The organism is uncultured Xanthomarina sp., from assembly GCF_963971605.1.
Classification (GTDB): Bacteria; Bacteroidota; Bacteroidia; order Flavobacteriales; family Flavobacteriaceae; genus Xanthomarina; species Xanthomarina gelatinilytica.
In genome coordinates this window covers 118,586-143,645 of sequence record NZ_CAXATZ010000001.1, presented here as the reverse complement: position 1 = coordinate 143,645, position 25,060 = coordinate 118,586, and the positions used below count along the sequence as shown (strand labels likewise).

Sequence of the window (25,060 nt, the reverse complement as noted above, 5' to 3'; positions counted from 1 at the left end):
ATATGAAAACTGTGAAAGATTTAATTTCGGAAATATCAGAGTTATTGCTTTTTATTAAAAAGGAGTATCCAGTTAGTTACAAATTATTGGACGAAGACCCTATAACCATTCCCAATCTGGAACACCCTCATGTGTCTACCGAAGATTTGGAAAAATACCTTGAAATTTTAAAAGACTTGATAGCCAAGAAACAAATAAAAAAATAAAAACCTCCAATGTTTTAAAATTGGAGGTTTTTTCTAAACAATTATAAGCCTTTTATTCTTCCTTTTTCTTGTTGGTATTTTTCATGGCTTCACCAATTTGGTTACTAGCCGTAAAACTGGCAACCATATCATTTAGCATGTTACTGCCTGCTTGAGGTGAATTTGGCAGTAAAATCAAATTGGTATTTGTTTCCCCACCAATGGCCTGTAAGGTATCGTAATGTTGTGTTACAACAATCAATGCTGAAGCTTCCTGACTGTTAATGCCTACTTTGTTTAAAACCTCTACAGATTCCTCCAAACCTCTGGCAATTTCCCTACGTTGGTCTGCTATACCTTGGCCTTGTAATCGCTTGCTTTCAGCTTCTGCTTTGGCTTTTTCCACAATTAAAATCCTAGCAGCATCACCTTCAAATTGAGCAGCAATTTTTTCACGTTCAGAAGCATTAATGCGGTTCATTGCTTGTTTTACTTGTGGATCTGGATCAATATCTGTTACCAAGGTTTTAATAATATCAAAACCATAATCCAACATGGCATCGTTCAATTCTGCTTTAACGGCAAGGGCAATATCATCTTTTTTAACAAATACATCGTCCAATTTCATTTTAGGGACTTCTGCTCGAACCACATCAAATACATAACTGGTTATTTGTTCGTGAGGATAATCCAGCTTATAAAAAGCATCATACACCTTGTCTTTAATTACCATGTACTGGACAGATACTTTTAACCTTACAAACACGTCATCCAGGGTTTTGGTTTCAATAATAACATCCAATTGCTGGATTTTTAAACTCAACCTTCCGGCTATTCTATCTACAAGTGGAATTTTAATTTGTAAACCAGAATGGCGAATGCTTTGAAACTTTCCAAAGCGTTCAATAATAACAGCTGTTTGTTGTTTTACTATAAAAAAAAGTGAAATGATAATAAACAGACATAAGATGATAATAGGAATGGATAAAATGGACATAATAGGATTTTTTTAGATTGTAAAATAAATGACTACTAATTTAAGTTATATTTGTCACAATCACACTAGAAGCATCATGCAAAAAAGACAACTTATTGTATTAGTAGCCATCTGTATGGGATTTGTTACAATGTCCTTTGGACAACACACAAGATATAAAATCAAAAACGGGTTTGGCATTTATGGAGGAATTACGCAGTACGATATTATAACAGATAATTTTAACACCAAAAAAGGCAATGGTTGGCAAGCAGGAGCTTCGGCAACGGTTGATATTCCTCATAAATGGTACAATGTAAGCTACACCATTCAACTATCTGAAAACCATATTGGCATAGCTGCAAGACCACTTCCAATTAGTTTAAGTGAAGAGTTTGTTGATTATAAAATATTTACGGCTCAAATTGCTTTATTGATGCATGTAAAGTTGATTGATAGTTTTTTGACCATCGATGTAGGTCCTATGATTCAATATAATGGCGACATGGAAATGGACGATAAAAAATATGAGAATTATATTATAAACAACTACAATAATTTATTGGCCAAAGATTTGAACGACATTAGTAATTTCAATATTGATGGAGCCATTGGAGCATCGGCTGGATTTGGTTTTTTTAGACTGAAAGCTCAATATATCTACGGTTTTACCAATATGTTGAACAAGTTAAACGATAGCGATTTGGATTTAACCGGAAACGATAAAAAAATTAAAGGAAACCAATCCATGTTTGCTTTTACTGCAATGATTACGTTTTAATAAATAAAAATATTAAAAATAAAAAAGCGACCTTTTGGTCGCTTTTTTATTTTATGATAAGGTGTTGATTAAATTGTCTATTCGTCTTATACTTTCATCTTTCCCAATTAAATACATAATATCAAAAACCTCTGGACCTTGTAAAGCGCCAACCAATGCCAAACGTAAAGGCATCATCACTTTACCAAAACCAATTTCTTTTGAAGTAATCCAACCTTTAATCTCTGTTTGAAGGTTTTCAACCGTAAAATCTTCAATGGAAGATATTATTGAAAGAAGCTTTTTCATTAACTCTGGCGACTCTTCTTTCCATGCTTTTTTAACGGCTTTCTCATCTAAATCTGTAGGTGTTTCAAAGAAATAATGTCCTAAATCCCAAAAATCGGTTACAAAAGTGGCTCGCTCCTTAATTAAATGGATAACCATGGAAATGTAGTTTACATCAATGTCTTTCAATGCGTCGGGAAAAAGCATTTGAAATTGTTCTGCAAGCACATTGTTGTCTTGTTCTTGCATATAATGGTGGTTAAACCATTTTATTTTATCTGGATCAAAACGTGCACCAGCTTTGTTTACACGACTTAAATCGAAGGCTTGAACCAATTCTTGCAAACTAAAAATTTCCTGTTCGGATCCTGGGTTCCAACCTAAAAAGGCCAAAAAGTTAACCACAGCTTCAGGAAAATAACCATCCTCTCTATAACCACGGGATATTTCGTCTGTTTGGTGGTCTTTATAAGCTAATGGAAATACCGGAAACCCTAATTTATCGCCATCACGTTTGCTTAACTTTCCTTTTCCTGTAGGCTTTAAAATTAGTGGTAAATGCGCAAATTCTGGTACTTCCCAACCAAAGGCTTTATAAAGTTGAATATGCAATGCCAAGGAAGGCAACCATTCTTCACCACGAATCACATGTGTGATTTCCATTAAATGGTCGTCTACAATATTTGCCAAATGATAGGTTGGCATGCCATCACTTTTAAACAACACTTTATCGTCTAAAATATTAGTGTCAATAGTGATATTTCCACGTATGATATCTGTTAAATGCAAGGTTTCATCTTGAGGCGATTTAAACCTAATAACATAGTCTTCTCCAGCATCCAACTTTGCTTGGGTTTCTTCTGCAGAAAGGGATAACGAGTTGCATAATTTCAAACGGTTATGCCAATTGTAGATAAAGGTTTTTCCTTTTTCTTCATGGTCTTTTCTATGGAAATCCAGAGTTTCAGCTGTATCAAACGCATAATAGGCATTGCCTGTGGCAATCAATTTATCAGCATATTCTTTATATAAATGCTTGCGTTCGCTTTGTCTGTAAGGACCAAATTTTTCATTTTTCCCTGGTCCTTCATCATAAGGAATATGACACCAATTTAAGGATTCCACAATATAATTTTCGGCACCTTCAACATATCTGTTTTGATCGGTATCTTCAATTCTAAGGATAAAAGTTCCGTTGTGTTTTTTAGCAAAAAGATAGTTGAAAAGTGCTGTTCTAACACCTCCAATATGTAAAGGTCCTGTAGGACTTGGTGCAAAGCGCACTCTAACTTGTTTAGACATCTTGTTTTGTTTGAAGTTGCAAAGATAGATTTTTGAAGTTTTAAGTTCAAAGTTTAAAGTTTAAAGTTTCTCAAAAGGCAAACCAGAACTGAAAACAATCAAGAAATCATTTCGCGAGGCACGCGTTTGTTCATAATCTTAAACCACAAAGGAGGAAAGAGCGACAAAACCATAGATGTTGGGTAACCATAAGGCATTTGAGGGCTATCCTCATAACTATTGAGTATTTGGTATTTCTTGGACGATTTGTAATGATGATCGCTATGTCTGGTAAGTTCATACAGAACAATGCGCCCAATGGCATGATTGGAATTCCAGGAATGAATTTCACGAACACGCTCATAGCGTCCAGAAGGCAATTTTAAACGCAGCAAACCATAATGTTCAATATAATTTACGGTTTCCAACATGATAAACCCAACTATTCCTGAAGCGATAGCAAACAAAAGACCTATGGTTCCAAAAAACACAAGGACCAATACAAGATAACAGAGTTGAAATACCAAAAACCAAAACATATCATTTTTAACCGAAAAGAAAGTATTTTTATTGTTTTTCAATAGTGTGTTTTGAATTTTCCATGAATTGATATATTGTCTAAAGGTAGATGTAAACCAAAAAGAATAAACCGTTTGATTGTATCTTGCAGTTGCAGGATCTTCAGGAGTTGCGGCATGTAAATGATGTCCAAAGTTATGTTCAATGTAAAAGTGCATGTAAAAGGATGGCAATAACAAAGCCTTCCCTAAAAAACGTTCGTTGGAGCTTTGTCTGTGTCCAAGTTCATGAGCCACATTAATGCCATTTACTGCTAAAACAATACCTATAGAAAAAACCAGACCAATGACTTCAAACAATTCCAAGGAATTGGTGGAAACCCTTGTTAAAGCATACAAAACCAAGCCATAAACCACAAGAACGTTTAAATATAACAACCAATCAAAAAGTCTGTTTTTAAGTTTGTTTGTCACTTCTTCTGAACTTAAATTCGATGGATCCATAGGGCATAACAAGTCTAAGGCTGGTAACAAAACAAACGCATAAAAAGGTGTTAAAAACACAAAAAACCCCTTGAAATAAATACCCAAAAAGGCCATAACAGGCATGGACAGAGCTGCCAAATACTTTAAATCCTTCATAAATATCAAGTTGCAATTATTAAAACAAGCAAATCTTACTAAAATTAACTAAGTTTTACCAAATCTAAACATTTCAGAGTAAAAATATTATTGTAGTTTTATTGGTTAAGAAAACAGCGACTTAAATTCATGACAAAATTTAAAGACATACAATTAAAATTGGAGGCGTTTATTAAGCGATTTTATTACAACGAATTGCTTAAAGGAACCATTCTTTTTTTCGCTTTGGGTTTTTTATATTTTTTGTTCACACTTTTTGTGGAATACGTTCTTTGGTTAAACCCAACAGCGCGAACAGCATTGTTTTGGGTTTTTGTGGTTGTTGAACTGGCTTTGTTTGTGAAATTTATTGCCATACCATTGGCAAAACTGTTTAAACTTCAAAAAGGCATAAATTACAAAGATGCTTCAAAAATTATTGGAAACCATTTTCCAGAGGTTAACGATAAGCTTTTAAATGTACTTCAATTAAAAGAAACATCAGTAGAATCTGAACTGTTATTGGCGAGCATCGACCAAAAATCTGCCGAGTTGCAACCCATTCCTTTTAAATTGGCAATTAACTTTAAATCCAATTTAAAATATTTAAAATTTGCTGCCATTCCCGTTGTCATCCTGTTGTTAACTTATGCTACAGGACACATAAATTGGTTCAGTGATAGCTATAAACGTGTTGTTAATTATAAAACGGCTTATGAGCCACCAGCACCTTTTCAGTTTTTTATACTGAATGAGTCCTTAACCACCAACGAAAACACAGATTTTAGGTTAAGGGTATCCACAGCAGGAGAGGTGGTTCCTGAGAATGTAAACATTAAATTCAATAACGAATCTTATGTCTTGCAACAGATAAATCCTGGACAATTTGAGTATGTTTTTTCCAAACCTAAACAAGAAGTATCATTTCAACTTACAGCAAATAATGTTATATCCAAACCTTATGTTTTAAAGGTAGTGGAAGTGCCTAGCCTGTTACATTTTGAAATGCACCTGGATTACCCTTCATATACCAAAAAAACAGATGAGGTTATAAAAAGCACTGGAAATGCCATTGTCCCACAAGGAACTAAGATTACCTGGAAATTGGCAACCAAAGCAACGGATTTGGTGCAATTGATTTCTAAAGATACGGTTCAATTAACTGAAACAGCTTCCAATAAATTTGAAACCACAAAACAAGTATCCAACCCTTTGGATTATAGCTTAACAACCAGTAATACGCAACTAAAGAACTACGAAACCTTATCTTATAGCATTGATGTTGTTTCTGATGAACACCCAGAACTCCATATTAAAATGGCTGTTGATAGTTTAGACCAACAGTCGCTTTATTTCCACGGACAAGCAAGTGACGATTATGGATTGACCAAACTACAAATGGTTTATTATCCTATTGATAATGAGATAGATGTAAAATTTGAACCTATTCCGGTTACCAAGTCCAATGTGGCAGATTTTATAAGTGCGTTTCCCAACCAATTGGAATTAAAAGAAGGTGTTAGTTATCATTTGTATTTTCAAGTATTTGACAATGATGTGCTTCATAATTATAAAAGTACCAAGAGTGCAGTGTACTCCTATAGAAAATTAACCAAGGAAGAGGAGGAGAACAAGCAATTGGAACAACAAAGTGAAACCATCCAAAGTTTGGATAAATCCCTTGAAAAATTTGAAGAACGACAAAAAGAATTGGAATCCCTATCAAAAACCCAAAAAGAAAAAGCAGAGTTGAACTTTAACGACAAGCGTCAGTTGGAAAACTTCTTGAAACGTCAAAAACAACAAGAAGAAATGATGCAGAATTTCAACAAACAGCTTAAAGAAAACCTGGAAGAGTTTCAAAAGGATAAAGAAACAGAAGATCCTTTTAAAGAAGATTTAAAAGAACGTTTAAAAGAGAACGAAGAGCAGCTTAAAAAAGACGAAAAACTTCTTGAAGAACTGGAAAAGCTCCAAGAAAAAATCAATAAAGAAGAGTTGTCAGAAAAGCTAGAACAACTTGCAAAACAAAATAAAAACAAAAAGCGTAGTTTGGAACAGCTATTGGAATTGACCAAGAAATATTATGTGTCCAAAAAACTGGAAAAACTTCAAAAAGAACTTGAGGATTTAGCCGAAAAACAACTGGATCTTTCTAAAGAAGACAAAGAAAACAACACCAAAGAAAAACAAGACGAGTTAAATAAGGAATTTGAAGATTTTCAAAAAGAGATGGAACAACTTCAAAAGGAAAACGAAAGTTTAATAGACCCTTTAAAACTTCCTCAGGATAAAAATCAAGAAGAAGATATTAAGAAAGATCAGGAAGCAGCTACAGATGAATTAGGTAAAAAAGAAGAAAACCAAGAACAAAATAAAGAACAGGATGCCCAGCAAAACCAAAAAAATGCTTCTCAAAAACAAAAACAAGCTGGACAGAAAATGAAAAGTCTAAGCCAAAAAATGCAAGCTGGTATGCAGATGATGGGAGGCGCAGAACAAATGCAAGAGGATATAGACATGCTACGTCAAATCTTGGACAACCTTATTTTGTTTTCTTTGGATCAAGAGGCGTTAATGAATCAATTTAAGGTCATAGAAGTAAACCACAACAAATACGCAACCTATTTAAAAAAACAATACACCTTAAAAGAACATTTTTCCCATATAGACGATAGCTTGTTTGCTTTATCCTTAAGGCAACCAAAATTATCGGAATTTGTTAATAAGGAAATTTCCGAAGTCTTTTATAACATAGACAAATCCTTGGATCAATTTTCAGAAAACAATATTTATCAGGGTGTGTCCAATCAGCAATACACCATAACAGCTGCCAACAATCTTGCAGACTTTTTAAGTAATGTAATGGATTCCATGCAAATGCAGGCCAGTGGTCAAGGTTCTGGCGGACAAGGAAAACCAGAACAAGGTTTACCTGATATTATTATGAGCCAAGAGGAACTCAATAAGCAAATGCAAGAAGGCATGAAGAAAAGCCAAAATGGCAAGCCTAAAGATGAAGGCGAAGGAAAAGAAGGGAATGAAGGAGAGCAAGGTGATAAGGAAGGAGAAGAAGGAAAAGACAGCAAACCAGGGCAAGATGGCAAACAACAAGGGGAAGGAGAAGGCTCCATGTCTGAAGAATTAAATGGCGAATTGTTTAGAATCTATCAGCAGCAGCAGCAAATCAGACAAGCCTTGGAGGATAAGTTAGCTAAAGAAGGCCTCAATCCATCAGGCAATCATTTATTAAAACAAATGGAGCAAGTTGAAATGGATTTACTCAATAAAGGTTTTACCCAACGAACCTTGGAAAAAATGATGAATTTACAACATCAATTGTTAAAAATGGATAATGCAACCTTTCAACAAGGACAAGATACCAAACGTAAATCTGAAACAAACACCAACGATTTTGACAACAACAGTAACAATCAAATCCCTAAAGCCAAAGAATATTTTAACACGAATGAAATTTTAAACAGACAAAGTTTACCTTTGCAACCAGTTTACAACAATAAAGTGAAAGACTATTTTAAGCAAGATAATGATTAGTTACAATTCAGAGAACACCTTTAAACTTGATAACGAACACCAAATCTCTTCATGGATTGAAGAGGTTATTACCGAAGAAAATTTTAAGTTGGGAGAGATTAATTACATCTTTTGCAACGACGATTATTTACATAAATTAAATATGGAATTTCTGCAGCATGATACTTTAACAGACATTATTAGTTTCGATTACACGGTAGGAAAATTAATACAAGGCGATATTTACGTGTCTACAGAAAGAGTAGCAGACAATGCAAAGGATTTTCAAGTGTCCTTTCAGGAAGAGTTACTTCGTGTCATGGTACATGGCGTTTTGCATTATTGTGGCTATAAAGATAAAACAGATGCAGAAGCACATACTATGCGCGAAAAGGAAAATCATTATCTTCAAAAATTTGCTAATATGCAGTAAATCAGCGTATATTTGCAAATTATTTTACCATTAAAAGCCGTTATTGGTAAATATGTAATTTAATTGTTCCACGTGGAACAATATTTTTCAAAAAGAATTTTTTAAATAGAATAGAACAATTTATGTTTAATACAGTATATGACGTTATAGTAGTAGGAGGAGGACATGCAGGTAGTGAAGCAGCAGCAGCAGCAGCCAACATGGGTAGTAAAACCTTGCTTATTACCATGAATTTACAAAACATTGCCCAAATGTCTTGTAATCCTGCCATGGGAGGAATTGCTAAAGGTCAAATTGTAAGGGAAATAGATGCGTTGGGCGGTTATAGTGGTATTGTTAGCGATACTTCGGCTATTCAATTTAAAATGCTTAACAAGTCTAAAGGGCCTGCCATGTGGAGTCCTCGTGTGCAAAGCGACAGAATGCGTTTTGCTGAAGACTGGCGGTTGATGTTGGAAAAAACAGCCAATCTGGATTTCTATCAAGAAATGGTTTCTGGACTGGTTGTTAAAAACAACAAAGTGGTTGGTGTAAAAACATCCCTTGGTATTGAAATATCTTGTAAATCTGTTGTGCTTACCAATGGCACTTTTTTAAATGGATTAATTCATATTGGAGATAAAAATTTTGGTGGAGGTCGTGCAGGAGAAAAAGCAGCCACTGGAATCACGGAACAACTGGTAAGTTTTGGTTTCGATTCTGGAAGAATGAAAACAGGAACACCACCAAGGGTAGATGGAAGATCCCTGGATTATTCCAAAATGATTGAGCAACCTGGTGACGAACATCCTGAAAAATTCTCTTATTTGGATGTCACAAAACCACTTACCAAACAGCGTTCTTGTTATATGAGTTATACAAGTCCTGAAGTTCATGATTTGCTTCGAGAAGGGTTTGATAGATCACCTATGTTCAACGGAAGAATTAAAAGTTTAGGACCTAGATATTGTCCTTCTATCGAAGATAAAATTAACCGTTTTGCAGATAAGGATAGACATCAGTTATTTATTGAGCCGGAAGGATGGCACACGGTTGAAATGTATATCAACGGTTTTTCAACGTCCTTGCCAGAAGATGTTCAGTTTAAAGCTCTACGCTCAGTTGCTGGTTTTGAAAACGTGAAATTTTTCCGTCCTGGATATGCCATAGAATACGATTATTTTCCACCAACACAATTACAACATACTTTGGAAACAAAGTTGATTGAGGGTTTGTATTTCGCTGGACAAATAAATGGAACCACAGGTTACGAAGAAGCTGCTTCGCAAGGATTGATGGCAGGCATCAATGCAGCATTGAAAATACAAGAAAGAGAGCCATTTATTTTAAGTAGAAGTGAAGCATATATAGGTGTTTTAATTGACGATTTGATTACAAAAGGCACAGAAGAACCATACAGAATGTTTACATCCCGTGCAGAGTATAGAACCTTATTGCGACAAGACAATGCCGATTTTAGATTGACTCCTAAATCTTTTGAATTGGGCTTGGCTTCTGAAAAACGCATGAAACGCATGGAGGAAAAGCAAAAAAAATCAGATGCTTTTGTGCAGTTTTTTGCTGATACCAGCGTGAAGCACGAAGAAATAAATCCTATTTTGGAACAAAAGGAATCTTCCTTGATGAAACAATCGGACAAGATGTTCAAGATTTTTTCAAGACCTAATATTACCATAGATGATATGCGACAGGTGGAAGCTGTAGAAACATATATTCAAGAACATGATTTGGACAATGAAATCATTGAGCAAGCAGAAATTCAAATCAAATACTCGGGTTATATTGAAAAGGAAAAAAACAATGCCGATAAATTGAATAGGCTTGAAAATATAAAAATCCCTAAAAATTTCGACTACTCCAAGTTAAAATCCATGAGTATGGAGGCTAGGGAAAAGTTAAACAAAATTCAACCAGTGACCATTTCCCAAGCTTCTAGAATTAGTGGTGTATCCCCTAGTGATGTTTCAGTGCTTTTGGTTTACATGGGAAGATAAAAAACGATCAATACAATATGTTCCACGTGGAACATATTGTATTTTTAATTAAATAAAGTCAGTCAAAACTTTTAATGAAGGATAAAAAAGTGTATTTGCAAGTTAAAGACCATTCTGTTTCAGGGCAAGATTTTCAACTTATAGAAAATACAACCTATGGGTTTCTAGAAACCCATCCTCAACCAAAAGTAGAGCAACTTCCAGAATATTATAACACCGAAGATTATATTTCCCATACAGATTCAAAAAGAAATCTGTTTGAAAAAGTATATCATACGGTTCGTGCTTTCTCTTTAAAAAGAAAAGTAAAATTAATCGAATCTTTTTTTCAAGCAGAGAAACCACATGAATCTTCAAACGAAAAAAAATTATTGGACATAGGTTGTGGTACAGGTGATTTTTTGCAAATGGCACAAAAACATCATTGGGAAGTTTTTGGTATAGAACCTAACGAACAAGCAAGAACAATTGCCAACTCCAAAACAAATCAACGTGTTTTCAATACAGAAAAACTAGAGAGCTTTAAAACGCACAGTTTTGATGTCATTACTCTTTGGCATGTGTTGGAACATTTGCCCAATCTTGAAAAGCAGGTAAGCATTTTAAAATCTTTACTGAAACCTCATGGGACTTTAATAATTGCTGTTCCTAATTACAAAAGTTACGATGCTAGCTATTATAAAAATTTTTGGGCAGCTTTTGATGTGCCTAGACATCTGTGGCATTTTTGTAAAACATCCATTTCGGAATTATTTTCATCTCAAAACATGACAGTGGTAAAAGTGCTGCCTTTAATTTTCGATTCGTATTATGTAAGCATGCTTTCAGAAAAATATAAAAAAGGTTCATTGAACATTTTTAATGCGCTTCGTATAGGTTGGCTGTCAAATATTAAAGCTAAGCGCTCAGGTGAGTATTCCTCGCTCATTTATGTCATAAAAAACAAGTAATTTTCAATTTAAGCGCTTTATTTGAAAGATTTCCAATTAAAATAAGCAATATGTGCCGAAAATTATAAAAACGGCTTAAATCGTTTCCTATGAATTCATTTTTAATCAATATTGTTTATGGTGTTTATGGTATGCTATAAATTATCCCTATCCATTAAATTGTTGGTCTTTTTTTAAAAGGATAACTTTTACTTTTCTACATTTGCGACGAATTAAAAAAAAAACTAAAAAATGAAAAACATATTTTTAATTGCTTTGGCAATGGTAACATTAGCTTCTTGCGAACCATCACTAAAAACCGGATTTATCGATAATAGTGAAGTGGTTAATAACTATCAAGAAAAAATTGATATAGAAGCCAAGTTTAAAGCCAAAGTGGAAGCATTTCAAAAAAGAACAGACAGTACAGGAAGGGCTTTTCAATTGGAAGCACAAGCGTTTCAACAAAAAGCTCAAAAAATGCCTGATGCCCAAGCACAACAGGAATACCAAGTGTTAAGTCAGAAACAACAAATGCTTCAACAACGTATTCAAGCAGAAGAGCAACAAATTTCCCAAGAAAGTCAAGCCGAAATAGATTCGCTTATCTCCAAAGTAAGGAATTTTGTTAAGGATTACGGAAAGAAAAATGGTTACACTTATATTTTTGGAAGTAACGAAGGTGGAAGTGTGATGTATGGAGCAGAAGCAAACGATTTGACCAAAGTTATTTTAGATGCTTTAAATGCTGATTACAAAAAGGACTAAGGTCTTTTAACCAGATTGATTAGCGCCAAACGTTTGTTTGGCGTTTTTTGTTCCTCCATAAAATGAAAAGGATTTGGGAATCAAGCTTAGATGCATGTTGCCACTGTCTATGAGTTCGCCATCTGCTTCAATGTAAGGATTTCCGTTATCCAAAATAGTAACGGATACCGAACTACTTTTATACGTTTCTACCTTATTGTGCTTGGTAATGTTACCATTGAAGAGCTTGGACATATTTTTTATTATATCCCATTTCCCAATGTTTTTCACGAGACTGATATCAAACAAACCATCAAACGGATTTGGTGATTTGGTGAGCTGCATTCCTCCTCCGGAATATTTACAAAGCCCAACCAAAACCATGAAGGTTTTTGTTTCAATAACTTTGGAATTCACCATGATCCTAGATTGAAAATTTTTAAATAAAAACAAACCAAGCAAAGCTCCAGCTACATAAGCCAAAGCGCCAAAATGTTTGTACTTATGTACCTTGCTTACTACTAGACCATCAAAACCAATTCCAGCCAAATTGATAAAATAAATGGGTTTCTTGGAGGAATTCAAAAACTCTATTTTACCAACATCCTGTTGTTTGGGATGTCCATTTTTAATCAGTAGTATGGCTCTTTCTAAATTCTTGGGAATGTTATCGGTCTTTACCCAATCGTTTCCTGTGCCAATAGGCACAACTCCAACATGGATGTGATTGGGAACCACGTGTTTTTGGCTCATGATTCCATTTACAATATGATGCAACGTACCATCACCACCAACACAAATAAAACGACTAAAACCTTGATATATAGCATTTTGAGTAAGTTCTATGCCATGATTTGGATATTCTGTAAAAACGTGTTCAAAATGAAATTCATACATTTTAAGTAGCTCTAGAATGTCTGGCCATTTTTTCTTGCATGAGCCATTTCCAGAGGTTGGATTAACAATAACAAACCAAGTTTTGGAGCTTGGCATATCAATCGGCTTTTTTATGAAGTAACCTGGTTAATTTTATGGAAAGATCTGTGAGTATAATTTTGGAATTTCCGTTCCTTTCAATATGGTAAATGGCATCTTGAAGTTCATTGGTAATGTCCAAAATATTATTTCCATGAACAAAAGGTGCAAATTTCCGTAGATCAAAATTTTCAGTTTTGGTTTCTAAATAAACCAAACTATCTGCTTGATAATTTAATAAAAGTGCTTGTCTAAAAAAGACAATACAAAATTGTAAAAATTGCTTTTGAGTTTCACGACCAGTTTTTGAAATATCTTCGCTCCATGAAATCAAATCGTGAATGGCACTTTTGTTTCCTTTAGCTTTAAAAGCACTTCTAATCCAAAATATAAACCACGATTCAAAAGGAGTGTCTTCGCTATCATGATAAACCAAGTCACAAGCTTTGTTGTAATTTCCATTGGCTTGATGTGCTATTTTTGTAGCAACTGTTAGATCCAGATTGTAATTTCTAACAAGGGCATCTTTAATAACCTCTTCGGCTAGAGGGGGAAAATGCAGCACTTGGCACCTGGAAAGGATGGTGTTTATAATTTGTTCCTCATCTTCGGCAACAAGTATAAAAACGGTTTTATTAGGTGGTTCTTCAATAAGTTTCAAAAGTTTGTTGGCAGCAGATGTATTCATTTTTTCTGCCATCCATATCAGCATCACTTTATAGCCACCTTCATAGGCTTTCAAGGATAAGGATTTTACAATTTCGGTTGCTTCATCCACACCAATTTGACCTTGTTTGTTATCCACGCCTAATTTCTTATACCAATCAAACAAGTTACCATAAGGTTGTTCGGACAAAAGCTCACGCCATTCTTCCAAAAACATATTGGAAACAGGATGTTTTTTAACCTTATCGTTGGTAGCTACAGGAAAGGCGAAATGTAAATCAGGATGAGAAAAATGTTCAAATTTTAAATTACAAGCCTCATTTCCACCAGTATTTTCACCATTGGTATTTTTGCACAGCAAATATTGGGCATAAGCAATTGCCATAGGCAAAGTACCAGATCCCTCTGGTCCAACAAATAGTTGTGCATGAGGTACACGACCGTTTTCGGCACTTTGCGTAAGGTGATTTTTTATATGTTCCTGACCAAGTATGTCACTAAAAAGCATATGGCAAAGATAACAGATTTCATCTCTTTTTATTGAAATGAAAAAATTATATTTGTGTCTCAAAATCAAATCTTATGAAAACTCTCAACGACTTCCATTTCGAAAACAAAAAAGCCCTCATCCGTGTGGATTTTAACGTGCCTTTAAACGATGACTTTAAAGTTACAGATAGCACCAGGATTCAATCTGCAAAACCAACCATTATAAAAATTTTGGAAGATGGAGGAAGTTGTATCTTGATGTCGCATCTGGGAAGACCCAAAGGTGTTGAAGAAAAGTTTTCCTTAAAACACATTGTGGACACAGTGGAAGATATATTAGGCGTTGAAGTTAAATTTGCTTCCAATTGTGTGGGAGAAGAAGCCACAAATGCTTCCAAAAACCTAGAATCTGGACAAATACTGTTGTTGGAAAATTTGCGTTTTCATAAAGAAGAAGAAGCTGGAGATGAAGCTTTTGCTAAAGAGCTTGCCAGTTTAGGAGATATTTATGTTAACGATGCTTTTGGCACAGCACATAGAGCGCATGCCTCAACAACCATTATTGCACAGTTTTTTCCAGAAAAAAAATGCTTTGGATATCTGATGGAACAGGAGATAAAAAGCATTGATAAAGTCATGAAAACCGGTGAAAAGCCAGTATGCGCTGTTCTTGGAGGAGCTAAAGTCTCTTCCAAAATTACAATTATCGATAATATTTTAGATAAAATAGATCATTTGATCATAGGTGGAGGCATGACTTTTACCTTTATAAAAGCACAAGGAGGTAAAGTTGGAAATTCGCTTGTGGAAGACGATAAAATGACACTGGCAAACGACATTTTGGAAAAAGCCAGAGCAAAAAACGTACAAGTGCATTTACCAGTAGATGTTATTATTGCAGATGCCTTTAGTAATGATGCTCATACCAATACCTGCGAGATCAACAACATTCCAGAGGGATGGATGGGACTGGACGTAGGACCACATACAGAGGCTTTGTTTTCTAAAGTTATATCAGAATCCAAGACTATTTTATGGAATGGACCCTTAGGTGTTTTTGAAATGCCAAATTTCGCCAAAGGAACCATAGCTTTAGGCCATGCTATTGCAGATGCCACTAAAAATGGCGCATTTTCTTTAGTAGGTGGAGGCGATTCAGTTGCTGCTGTAAAACAATTTGGTTTTGAAGATAAAGTAAGTTATGTAAGTACTGGAGGTGGAGCCATGCTGGAAAGCCTGGAAGGAAAAACACTGCCAGGAATTGCTGCCATTATGGATTGAATTGGAAAATAACGTATCTTTAATGTTTTTATAACAAGAAATTGGCAATAGCTACGTTTACCTTAGTTAAACAAAGTATCAACATGATTTTAAATAGAGTTTTAAATCTTTTATTCATATTAAGTTTAAGCACTTCTTTCGCTCAAGATTCTTTAGAAATAAAAAAGTTAAACGAAAAACTTTCTAAAGCAGAATTGGAAGAAGGCGAAACCTATGTGGTTGATACAATTATTGATGGGAAGCCATTGTATAAAAAACAAATAGATGCCATTACTAAAATTTCGGAATTGGATTCACTTCAAGACTTGGAAATCGCCTCCGACTTTGATAAAAAATGGCTGGAAGAACTTTACAACAATACACTTTACGATACCATTTACCAAACGGTTTCCGAATTGGAATATAACACCATTGAATACCCAGAATTATCCACAGATACCTTAAAAGCCAGATTGGCCAGATTAAATGCCAGAACACCTTTTAATGTGGAATACAACCCTTCCTTGGAGAGTGTTATAAAAAACTTTTTAAAAAACAGAAAAAGTTACTTTGAGCGTATCATGGGATTGAGCGCTTATTATTTCCCCATGTTTGAACGTGAATTGGATGCATATAACATACCTTTGGAGATGAAGTATTTAGCCATTGTGGAATCTGCTTTAAACCCAAGGGCTAAATCCAGAGTAGGAGCTACAGGATTATGGCAATTTATGTATGCTACTGGAAAGCAATATGGATTAGAGGTTAGCAGTTATGTAGATGAACGTAGCGACCCCATTAAATCCACAACAACTGCAGCAGTTTACTTATCTAAATTGTATGAAATATTTGGCGATTGGGATTTGGCTTTAGCAGCGTATAATTCTGGACCAGGAAACGTATCTAAAGCTATTAGGCGATCTGGAGGATATGAAAACTATTGGAACATACGTCATAACTTGCCAAGGGAAACAGCTGGTTACGTACCTGCTTTTTTAGCTACCATGTACATTTTTGAATATGCCAAGGAGCATGGTTTTGTGTCTGAAAAACCTTTGTTTTATGGATTTGAAACAGACACCATTCGTGTGAAACAAATGATCACACTCGACCAAGTTTCTGAAGCTACAAATATCTCCATAGAAGAACTTCAGTTTTTAAATCCTTCTTATAAATTAGATATCATTCCGGTAATAGAAAACAAAAATTATTACTTAAGATTACCAAGAACTTCAATAGGAACCTTTGTTACCAACGAATCCACAATATATGCAGCTGCCAAGGCAGAGCTGGAAGCAAGGGAAAAACCGTTGCCACAGTTTTTTAAAGCAGAATCCAAGGTTACCTATAGGGTTAAAAGTGGTGATAATCTAGGATTTATAGCAAGAAAATACCGAGTAAGGGTGAGCGACATTAAACGTTGGAATGGCCTGAGGAGCAATAACATAAGAATTGGTCAAAGATTAACCATTTACCCTAGAAACCCTGTTGTTTCACAAGAAACAAGTACTTCTAAAACCGACAATAAAACTACAACTTCTGGAGGTCAAAAAATATATACGGTTAAAAGTGGAGACTCCCTTTGGAGTATTTCTCAAAAATTCCCGGGAGTTTCTGTTCAAAATATTCGAGATTGGAACGATATTAGTGGTAACAATTTAAAGCCTGGAATGAAGCTTAAGGTTTCCAAAGGCTAAGTTTTAAATTTTCCATATAATTTTGTTAATCCCTGAACATAGAACGGTTTTAAACGTTTTGTGTTCAAAACACTAAAAAATGACACCCATGAAACAAACACTATTATTATTTTCAGTATTACTGGTAATGAGTTGTGGTAACAAAAAATCTTCAAACCAGAAATTGCTTTCAGACTCATCGGGAAATATCAATAACCTATCGGTTGTTATAGAAAATAATCTTTGGGAAGGCAATGTTGGAGAGGCTATTAGGGAAGTCTTGGCTGCTCCTGTAGATGGTTTGCCTCAAGACGAGCCTTTATTTAACATGAGTCAAATTCCTCCAGCTGTTTTTTCAGGATTTGCTACTCATAACAGAACCGTTTTAAAAATAGAAAAAGAAGGCGAAGCTTCGGTAAAAATAGCATCAGATGTATATGCACAACCTCAAAAAGTGGTCTTGGTTTCAGGAAAAACAGACACTGAAATCATTCAGCAAATTCAAGAAAACGCTCAAAAAATAGTGGCAGCATTTAAAAGCGAAGAAATAAAGGAAAAACAAAGGCGTATTAAATTGTCGCTTCATAAAAACAACACCTTAAAAGAAAAATTGGGGATTACACTAAATTTCCCTACAGCTTATAGAATAGCCAAGGAAGAAGACAAGTTTTACTGGATACGGAAGGATATTGCCACAGGAACCACTAACTTAATGGTTTTTGAACTGCCTTTTAGCGCCATTAAAAAAGGGGATAGTTTGGTGGACCAAATTATAAAATTAAGGGATTCCATTGGGCAAGCACATATTCCTGGACCAACAGAAGGCACCTATATGATTACTGAAGAAGCTTATGCTCCAGCTGTTTTTGAAACCATTATAGACAATAAACCAGCTATTGAAACCAAGGGTCTTTGGGATGTAAAAAACGCTTTTATGTCTGGCCCATTCATTAACTACATTATAGAAGATAAAATCAACAACAGACTTTTGGTTATAGAAGGATTTGCTTTTGCGCCTTCTGTGGAAAAAAGAGATTACATGTTTGAGCTTGAAGCCATAATTAGATCGCTTAAAATAGGAGGTTAGTTTTTGCAGCTTTTTTCACAACACAAAAAAACCCAACAAATATGACTTGTTGGGTTTTTTCGTGTTATAATAAGCACACTATTCTTTAGTGTCTTTTGTTTTGTCTTCTTCTTTGCTAGCGTCTTTAAACTCTTTAATGCCGCTACCTAAACCTCTCATTAATTCAGGAATCTTTTTTCCACCAAATAATAATAACACAATAACAACAATAAGTGCTATTTGCCAAGGTCCAATTGCTAAGGGTAACATATATAAACTCATATAGATTTATTTTAAAGCGCAAAGTTAATAATTAAAGTTTAATATTACCGTTTTAACACGAACTTTAGCATCATGTACATCCACTAGTGAGATAATTTTATTTAATTTTGTTAGCAGAATGGCAGAGAATAAAAAGAAAACCAAAAAATTTAAAAAGAAACTACTTCACAAGTATCGTTTAGTGATACTTAATGAGGATACTTTTGAAGAGCGACTTTCCTTTAAGTTAACACGCTTAAATGTGTTTGTGGTCATGTCCTTATCTGCAATTATTTTAATTGCTGGAACCACTCTATTAATTGCCTTTACTTCTTTAAGGGAATACATTCCTGGTTATTCATCAACAGCCCTAAAAAAACAAGCTGTAGAATTAAGCTATAAAACAGATTCCTTACAGAGGTTGTTGGCTGTAAACGAAAAATATTACGCTTCCATAAAAAAAGTTCTGCAAGGCGAAATCAGTTCGGTAGATTTTAACAGGGATTCTATTTTAGAAGAAGCCAAAATAAATGTTTCCGAAGTCAATTTAAGTCCGTCCAGGGAAGACTCCCTTTTAAGGGAAAAAATAGCTAAAGAAGATAAATACAACCTGTTTGAAACAGCGACTTCTAAAATAAATTTCGTGCTTTTTCCACCTGTAACAGGATCCATTTCCGAAACTTATAATTTTGAAGCCAAACATTATGGTGTTGATGTCATTGTGGAAAGCAACACACCTGTAAAAGCAACAGCTGATGGCACCATCATATTTGCTGAATGGACTGTGGAAACAGGAAATGTTATTATTATTGAACACAGCAATGGCTTGATTTCTGTTTACAAGCATAACGCTACATTAACCAAAACACAAGGTGAAATGGTAAAATCTGGTGAAGTAATTGCCACTTCTGGAAATACTGGGGAACTAACTTCCGGACCTCATTTACATTTTGAACTTTGGAAAGATGGGTATCCAATAAATCCAACTAATTTTATAGACTTTAATTAATGTTTTCACTAAAATCTGCCTTAGCCAAACCTTTTGCAAAACATGTTTCCAAATCCATAAAAAAATGGGCTAACAATCCTGTGGAAACCCAAGAAAAAGTATTTCACGAAATAATAGGAAAAGCAACTTCCACGCAATTTGGCAAAGATCATGATTTTATAGGCATCCATTCGCATGCAGATTTTGTAAAGCGTGTTCCAGTTAGGGATTATGAAGACCTTAAACCTTATATAGAACGTGTTGTAGCTGGTGAAACAGATATATTATGGCTGGGAAAACCTTTATATTTTGCAAAAACATCAGGAACCACTTCTGGAGCAAAATATATTCCCATTACCAAAGAAAGCATGCCAACCCATGTAGAAGCTGCAAGAAATGCCATTTTAATGTATATAGCCGAAACGGGAAATAGCAAATTTGTAGCTGGTAAAATGATTTTTTTACAAGGAAGCCCTATTTTGGAAAAGAAAAACGGAATCCAACTAGGAAGACTTTCTGGAATTGTGGCTCATTATGTGCCAAAATATCTACAAAAAAACCGAATGCCTTCTTGGGAAACCAATTGCATTGAAGATTGGGAAACCAAAGTAAATGCTATAGTTGAAGAAACTTTAAGTGAAAACATGACCGTTATTTCCGGGATTCCGTCTTGGGTTCAAATGTATTTTGAAAAAATTCAGGAAAAAACCGGTAAAAAGGTAGGAGATGTTTTTAAAAATTTCAACTTGTTTATTTTTGGAGGCGTCAACTATGAACCTTATCGAGCAAAATTTGAAAGTTTAATTGGCAGAAAGGTAGATAGTATAGAATTGTTTCCTGCAAGTGAGGGTTTTTTTGCTTTTCAAGATAAACAAGACACAAAAGGCATGTTGCTTCAACTCCATTCAGGCATTTTTTATGAATTTATTAAAGCAGATGAGTTTTTTACCGAAAACCCTAAACGTCTTACCATAAAAGATGTGGAACTGGGTGTTAACTATGTGCTTATTGTTTCAACCAATGCAGGACTTTGGGCATATAATGTAGGAGACACGGTAGAATTTACGTCTTTAAAACCCTATCGTGTTATTGTATCTGGTAGGATTAAGCATTTTATTTCTGCTTTTGGCGAACATGTTATTGGGAAAGAAGTGGAACAAGCCCTTCAAGAAGCAGTGAAAAACAGTAAGGTTCAGGTAACCGAATTTACGGTTGCTCCACAAATTAACCCAGAAAAGGGCTTGCCTTATCACGAATGGTTTATAGAGTTTGAAAGTGAACCTTCAGATTTTGAAGCATTTTCTAAAAAAATAGATGCGTCTTTACAAAAACAAAACAGCTATTATTTTGATTTGATAAACGGGAAGGTGCTTCAGCCTTTAAAAATCACGCAAATCAAGAAAAACGGTTTTCAGGAATATATGAAATCCATAGGAAAACTAGGTGGTCAGAACAAAATAGCGAGACTTTCAAACGACAGAAACATAGCGAATGTATTTGAAGCTCAAAATCTGATTAAATAATACTATATTTGTTAGCTAAATTAGATTTATGAGTAAAATAAAACATCATGAAAGAACGAGAGCTCAAGAAAGCTCAAATGCCATAGAGAGAATGTATATTACCATGAGGCACTTGTTTAACAGAGGGTTTTACAAGCCTATGGGAGTTTCTGGCGAAACACTTCGTGAAGCGCTTTTGCTTTTAAGACCGGAGATTTATGGCTCTATTGGAGAAGAAAAAGCAGAACTGGAAGGGCTGCTTTATGTTATAGACAGATTGCCTCAAGGGATTGAAGAGTGTACTTTTATTAATTTAACCAGTGATGAAGGCTATGCGAATTCACATTTTAAACCCATTATTCCTCCCAAAAGAAGAAGAAACTGCTACCGAATAGACAGCGAACAGATGAATATTGAAATCACTCGCGGTCGTTCTGAAATTTACGATATTTTAACACACCTTACCTTTATGTTTATTGAGTCGCATAAAATAAGCAAGCGTGTTATTATAGACGAGACAGGCAATACCACTAGAGATTGGAAAAAGTTGGAATCTGCTGTATTGGCAAAAAAGAAGCTTACTCTAGAGGAACGGGAAGTTGCCATTTCGCATACTGCAAACATTTTAGGCCGAACTTTTAACGAAATAGTAACGGTTTATGATCAGTTTGCATCCCATTCACAACCAGAAAGATTGTTGCATATAGTTTATTGGTTGGGAAAACTGGCCATTGAAGAAGTGATAAACAACAACAAAAGAACAGTCACTTTCAGTCCCGTGTTAAGAGAGCGTTTGGGACACCATATCCATGGTGAGATTTGGTCCAATAACATTAAAGAGATTCTTCATAAAAACGAATTGTTGGAAAGGCCCATTCATATTATTAGTGCCAACATGCACAGTGTTATGAACTCGTTATTTGCCAGTCAAGCCTTAAAAACCTTAGCAAAAAAGAAGACTGTTTTTGAGGTTTACGAAGCCTTGAGTGAAAAGAATAACCAAGATCTTCGCAATAAAGTAACAAAAGAAGCGTTGCAGAATGGCATGATTTATATTCCAGATAGTTCTGGAACCAATATCGATGTGCAGATTTTTGATACAGCCAAAATAGATTTTTCAAAAGTAGATATAGACGTAAGCGAGAACTTTAAAAACTCAGAAAAACCAGTTATATTCGTAATGGATTATGCGTTTGGCGAGCAAGCTTATGAGACCATAGACGAACTCTTAAAACCCATTAGATTCAATGGAAAAAAAGTGCATTTAAATGTGGAGTCTATTTCCATCATGGGAAAAGCAGGTATCTTGGAAGGAGGCAAAGGGGATATTATGATCCCTTCGGCACATATTTTTGAAGGGACAGCAGACAACTATCCTTTTAAGAACGAGTTGAGCAAAAAAGATTTGGATGGCCATGGCGTAGCCGTTTATAAAGGAGCCATGATTACGGTTTTAGGGACCTCATTACAAAACAAAGAAATTTTGAAATTCTTTTTTAACTCCACTTGGAATGTGATTGGACTGGAAATGGAAGGAGCCCATTACCAAAAGGCCATTCAGGCAGCATCCAAAGTAAGGCATAGTATCAATCCCAAGGTAAAGGTTAGATATGCCTATTATGCCAGTGACAACCCATTGGAAACAGGAAGTACTTTAGCTTCTGGAGGACTGGGGACATCAGGAGTAAAACCAACCTATTTAATTACAAGAAAAATTTTAGAACAGATATTTAACTAACACCAATCATTATAATGAATAAGAATTTACCCGAACACCATCCTTCTGAAGAAGTAGATTTAATTGTTATTTTTAGATTAATTGGCAACGCTTTTAATAAACTTATAACTTTTATAGTTTCTATTTTTAAAGCCATTTTTTCGGTCTTTATTTATACGTTAAGAGCTTTTATAGTAAATTTTAAAATCATTATAATAACCATGGTTTTAGCTGGTGTATTAGGTTATATCCTTGATAAAGTGAAACCAGTTTCCTATACCTCAACCATGCTTGTGAAGCCTTACTTTGAATCCAAGTATCAGTTAATCACAAATATTAACTATTTTAATGCCTTGATTGAAAATGAGAATTATGAAACCCTTTCCACTCTTTTCGAAATACCAGAAGAGGAGGTTATGGACATTGGTGAATTTGACATTCAACCGGGACCAGAGACAGAAAATGAAAGAATTTTACAATATGAAAATTTCTTAAAGAATGTTGATAGCGTTAGGGCTCAAAATATTAGTTATGACGATTTTGTGGAAAACAGGAGTATTTACTCAAGTGATTTTTTTGAAATAAGTGTCACAGCATTAAAAAAAGATATTTTTCCAAAACTTGAAGAAGGTTTAAATAACTCTTTTACTAATTTCTATTCTTTAAAGAAAATGAAGAAAAGAGATTCCTTAATAGCTATCCAAAAAGCAAATATTTTAGAACAGATTGCTCAGGTAGATTCGCTTCAAAAAATATATATTAAAGTACTTGAAGATGAATCTCAGTCAAAACCCACAGAATTTAGTATAGGAGGAGAAGGGTTTTCTTTAAGCAAAGACAAAACCAACACCAAGGAATACGAGCTTTTAAATACAGAAATGAAACTTCGGGACCAATTAAAACAACTAGAGGAGAAAAAAATTGAAGAGGACGTGTTTTTTGATGTTATTTCCAGTTTTCAAGATGTAGGAAATAGAACTTCTGAATGGTATCAAAAATACATGTTAATATTTCCAGCAATTGCCTTTGTGCTTTTATGTGTGGTTTACTTATCCAGAAAAACAATTACTTATGTAAAAAATTATGAAGCATAAAAAAGCTATATTGATTACGGGTGGTGCTGGGTTTATTGGATCACATGTTGTTAGATTGTTTGTAAACAAATACCCAGATTACCATGTTTTTAATTTAGACAATTTAACTTATGCTGGCAATTTAGAGAACTTAAAAGATGTTGAGAACAAACCTAACTACACCTTTTTAAAAGCAGATATCACAAATGAGCCAGAGATTCATTCGCTTTTTAAAACACACCAATTTGAAGGGGTAATTCATTTGGCAGCCGAATCTCATGTGGACCGGTCTATTGCGGATCCCTTGGCATTTGTTAAAACCAATGTTATAGGCACTATGATATTATTAAATGCCTTTAAAGATCTTTGGAAAGATAATTTCAATAACAAACTGTTTTATCACATAAGTACAGATGAAGTTTATGGCACCTTGGGAGAAACAGGACTTTTTACAGAAACAACAGCCTATGACCCAAATTCCCCTTATTCGGCTTCAAAAGCAAGTTCAGATCATTTTGTAAGAGCTTATGGGGAAACCTATGGATTGCCTTATATAATCTCAAACTGCTCAAACAATTATGGTGCAAATCAATTTCCAGAGAAATTAATTCCATTGTTCATTAACAACATTATAAATAAAAAACCACTTCCTGTTTATGGGGATGGAAATTATACCAGGGACTGGTTGTATGTTGTTGATCATGCTATAGCCATAGACTTACTTTTCCATAAAGGAACTATTGGCGAAACCTATAATATAGGTGGTTTTAACGAATGGAAAAACATCGATTTGGTAACCTTGCTTTGCGAACAAATGGATGTAGCTTTAGAAAGGCCAATAGGGTCATCAAAAGAATTGATTACTTTTGTAAAAGATCGTCCAGGTCACGACTTAAGATATGCTATAGACGCTTCTAAAATAAACAAAGAATTGGATTGGAAACCTTCTGTAACCTTTGAACAAGGCCTAAAACAAACCATTGACTGGTACCTAAATAACGAAGATTGGTTACAAAGCGTTACTAGTGGCGCATACCAATCTTATTACGAAAAACAATATAACTAAATTTCCACCTGTCTGTAGTTAGATAGTAATTCATGGAAATAAAAACATCATTTTA

General features: G+C 34.7%; 21 protein-coding genes. 15 read left to right on the top strand and 6 right to left on the bottom strand.

Annotated features, from left to right (window positions below; all coding sequences use genetic code 11):
- The first annotated feature begins 2 nt into the window (after positions 1-2).
- A complete protein-coding gene (locus AACY93_RS00700) occupies positions 3-206 on the top strand; it encodes a hypothetical protein (RefSeq protein WP_007647241.1) in 204 nt (67 codons plus the stop codon).
- A 52-nt stretch (positions 207-258) separates the two neighbouring features.
- Here the strand turns inward: AACY93_RS00700 and AACY93_RS00695 are convergent, their stop codons facing one another.
- Positions 259-1,182 (bottom strand): SPFH domain-containing protein, encoded by a 924-nt coding sequence (locus AACY93_RS00695; protein WP_286853064.1) that lies wholly within the window; start codon positions 1,180-1,182, stop codon positions 259-261.
- Positions 1,183-1,210: 28 nt separating this feature from the next.
- Between AACY93_RS00695 and AACY93_RS00690 the strand changes: the two genes are divergently transcribed.
- Complete coding sequence (locus AACY93_RS00690; RefSeq protein WP_238307547.1) at positions 1,211-1,942, top strand: hypothetical protein; 732 nt, start codon at positions 1,211-1,213, stop codon at positions 1,940-1,942.
- Between the two features lie 51 nt (positions 1,943-1,993).
- Here AACY93_RS00690 and gltX read toward each other — a convergent pair whose 3' ends face one another.
- Together gltX and AACY93_RS00680 are read right to left on the bottom strand one after the other, a co-directional pair.
- Positions 1,994-3,511, bottom strand: coding sequence for a glutamate--tRNA ligase (gene gltX / locus AACY93_RS00685; RefSeq protein WP_286853065.1), 1,518 nt, complete (start codon positions 3,509-3,511; stop codon positions 1,994-1,996).
- A 98-nt stretch (positions 3,512-3,609) separates the two neighbouring features.
- The gene (locus AACY93_RS00680; protein WP_007647248.1) at positions 3,610-4,650 is read right to left on the bottom strand and encodes an alkane 1-monooxygenase; all 1,041 of its coding nucleotides are present in this window, start codon (positions 4,648-4,650) and stop codon (positions 3,610-3,612) included.
- Positions 4,651-4,779: 129 nt separating this feature from the next.
- On the opposite strand from AACY93_RS00680, the gene AACY93_RS00675 reads away from it, so the two are divergent.
- The 5 genes from AACY93_RS00675 to AACY93_RS00655 all read left to right on the top strand — a co-directional run bounded on the left by AACY93_RS00675 (position 4,780) and on the right by AACY93_RS00655 (position 12,287).
- Positions 4,780-8,184 carry a DUF4175 family protein gene (locus tag AACY93_RS00675; protein WP_286853066.1) on the top strand — a complete coding sequence of 1,135 codons (3,405 nt, stop codon included), beginning with the start codon at positions 4,780-4,782 and terminating at the stop codon, positions 8,182-8,184.
- Positions 8,177-8,596, top strand: coding sequence for an rRNA maturation RNase YbeY (gene ybeY / locus AACY93_RS00670; RefSeq protein WP_286853067.1), 420 nt, complete (start codon positions 8,177-8,179; stop codon positions 8,594-8,596). The genes AACY93_RS00675 and ybeY overlap by 8 nt, the downstream gene beginning before the upstream one ends.
- A gap of 122 nt (positions 8,597-8,718) precedes the next feature.
- Complete coding sequence (gene mnmG / locus AACY93_RS00665; RefSeq protein WP_286853068.1) at positions 8,719-10,590, top strand: tRNA uridine-5-carboxymethylaminomethyl(34) synthesis enzyme MnmG; 1,872 nt, start codon at positions 8,719-8,721, stop codon at positions 10,588-10,590.
- Positions 10,591-10,664: 74 nt separating this feature from the next.
- Positions 10,665-11,540 (top strand): class I SAM-dependent methyltransferase, encoded by an 876-nt coding sequence (locus AACY93_RS00660; protein WP_286853069.1) that lies wholly within the window; start codon positions 10,665-10,667, stop codon positions 11,538-11,540.
- Between the two features lie 231 nt (positions 11,541-11,771).
- On the top strand, positions 11,772-12,287 hold the full coding sequence (locus AACY93_RS00655) for an OmpH family outer membrane protein (RefSeq protein WP_007647255.1): 516 nt from the start codon (positions 11,772-11,774) through the stop codon (positions 12,285-12,287).
- Positions 12,288-12,293: 6 nt separating this feature from the next.
- Here AACY93_RS00655 and AACY93_RS00650 read toward each other — a convergent pair whose 3' ends face one another.
- Together AACY93_RS00650 and AACY93_RS00645 are read right to left on the bottom strand one after the other, a co-directional pair.
- Positions 12,294-13,259 (bottom strand): diacylglycerol kinase family protein, encoded by a 966-nt coding sequence (locus AACY93_RS00650; protein WP_286853070.1) that lies wholly within the window; start codon positions 13,257-13,259, stop codon positions 12,294-12,296.
- A 1-nt stretch (position 13,260) separates the two neighbouring features.
- Positions 13,261-14,415, bottom strand: coding sequence for a DNA polymerase III subunit delta' (locus tag AACY93_RS00645; RefSeq protein WP_007647257.1), 1,155 nt, complete (start codon positions 14,413-14,415; stop codon positions 13,261-13,263).
- Positions 14,416-14,489: 74 nt separating this feature from the next.
- On the opposite strand from AACY93_RS00645, the gene AACY93_RS00640 reads away from it, so the two are divergent.
- The 3 genes from AACY93_RS00640 to AACY93_RS00630 all read left to right on the top strand — a co-directional run bounded on the left by AACY93_RS00640 (position 14,490) and on the right by AACY93_RS00630 (position 18,419).
- Positions 14,490-15,677 (top strand): phosphoglycerate kinase, encoded by a 1,188-nt coding sequence (locus tag AACY93_RS00640; protein ID WP_286853071.1) that lies wholly within the window; start codon positions 14,490-14,492, stop codon positions 15,675-15,677.
- 83 nt (positions 15,678-15,760) lie between these two features.
- Complete coding sequence (locus AACY93_RS00635; protein WP_007647259.1) at positions 15,761-17,353, top strand: LysM peptidoglycan-binding domain-containing protein; 1,593 nt, start codon at positions 15,761-15,763, stop codon at positions 17,351-17,353.
- A gap of 88 nt (positions 17,354-17,441) precedes the next feature.
- Positions 17,442-18,419 (top strand): DUF4837 family protein, encoded by a 978-nt coding sequence (locus AACY93_RS00630; RefSeq protein WP_286853072.1) that lies wholly within the window; start codon positions 17,442-17,444, stop codon positions 18,417-18,419.
- A 78-nt stretch (positions 18,420-18,497) separates the two neighbouring features.
- Here AACY93_RS00630 and AACY93_RS00625 read toward each other — a convergent pair whose 3' ends face one another.
- A complete protein-coding gene (locus AACY93_RS00625) occupies positions 18,498-18,680 on the bottom strand; it encodes a twin-arginine translocase TatA/TatE family subunit (protein ID WP_007647261.1) in 183 nt (60 codons plus the stop codon).
- A gap of 118 nt (positions 18,681-18,798) precedes the next feature.
- Here AACY93_RS00625 and AACY93_RS00620 point away from each other — a divergent pair, with 118 nt between their 5' ends.
- From AACY93_RS00620 to rfbB, 5 genes are read left to right on the top strand one after another with little or no spacing between them, the layout of a single operon-like run.
- Positions 18,799-19,668: a M23 family metallopeptidase gene (locus AACY93_RS00620; protein WP_007647262.1), complete on the top strand. Its 870-nt coding sequence runs from the start codon at positions 18,799-18,801 to the stop codon at positions 19,666-19,668.
- A complete protein-coding gene (locus AACY93_RS00615) occupies positions 19,668-21,170 on the top strand; it encodes a GH3 auxin-responsive promoter family protein (protein WP_286853073.1) in 1,503 nt (500 codons plus the stop codon). The genes AACY93_RS00620 and AACY93_RS00615 overlap by 1 nt, the downstream gene beginning before the upstream one ends.
- A gap of 28 nt (positions 21,171-21,198) precedes the next feature.
- On the top strand, positions 21,199-22,887 hold the full coding sequence (locus AACY93_RS00610; protein ID WP_040491233.1) for a hypothetical protein: 1,689 nt from the start codon (positions 21,199-21,201) through the stop codon (positions 22,885-22,887).
- Between the two features lie 14 nt (positions 22,888-22,901).
- Positions 22,902-23,960 carry a hypothetical protein gene (locus AACY93_RS00605; protein ID WP_286853074.1) on the top strand — a complete coding sequence of 353 codons (1,059 nt, stop codon included), beginning with the start codon at positions 22,902-22,904 and terminating at the stop codon, positions 23,958-23,960.
- The gene (rfbB, locus tag AACY93_RS00600) at positions 23,950-25,005 is read left to right on the top strand and encodes a dTDP-glucose 4,6-dehydratase (protein ID WP_286853075.1); all 1,056 of its coding nucleotides are present in this window, start codon (positions 23,950-23,952) and stop codon (positions 25,003-25,005) included. Before AACY93_RS00605 ends, rfbB begins: the two co-directional genes overlap by 11 nt.
- The last annotated feature ends 55 nt before the right edge of the window (positions 25,006-25,060 follow it).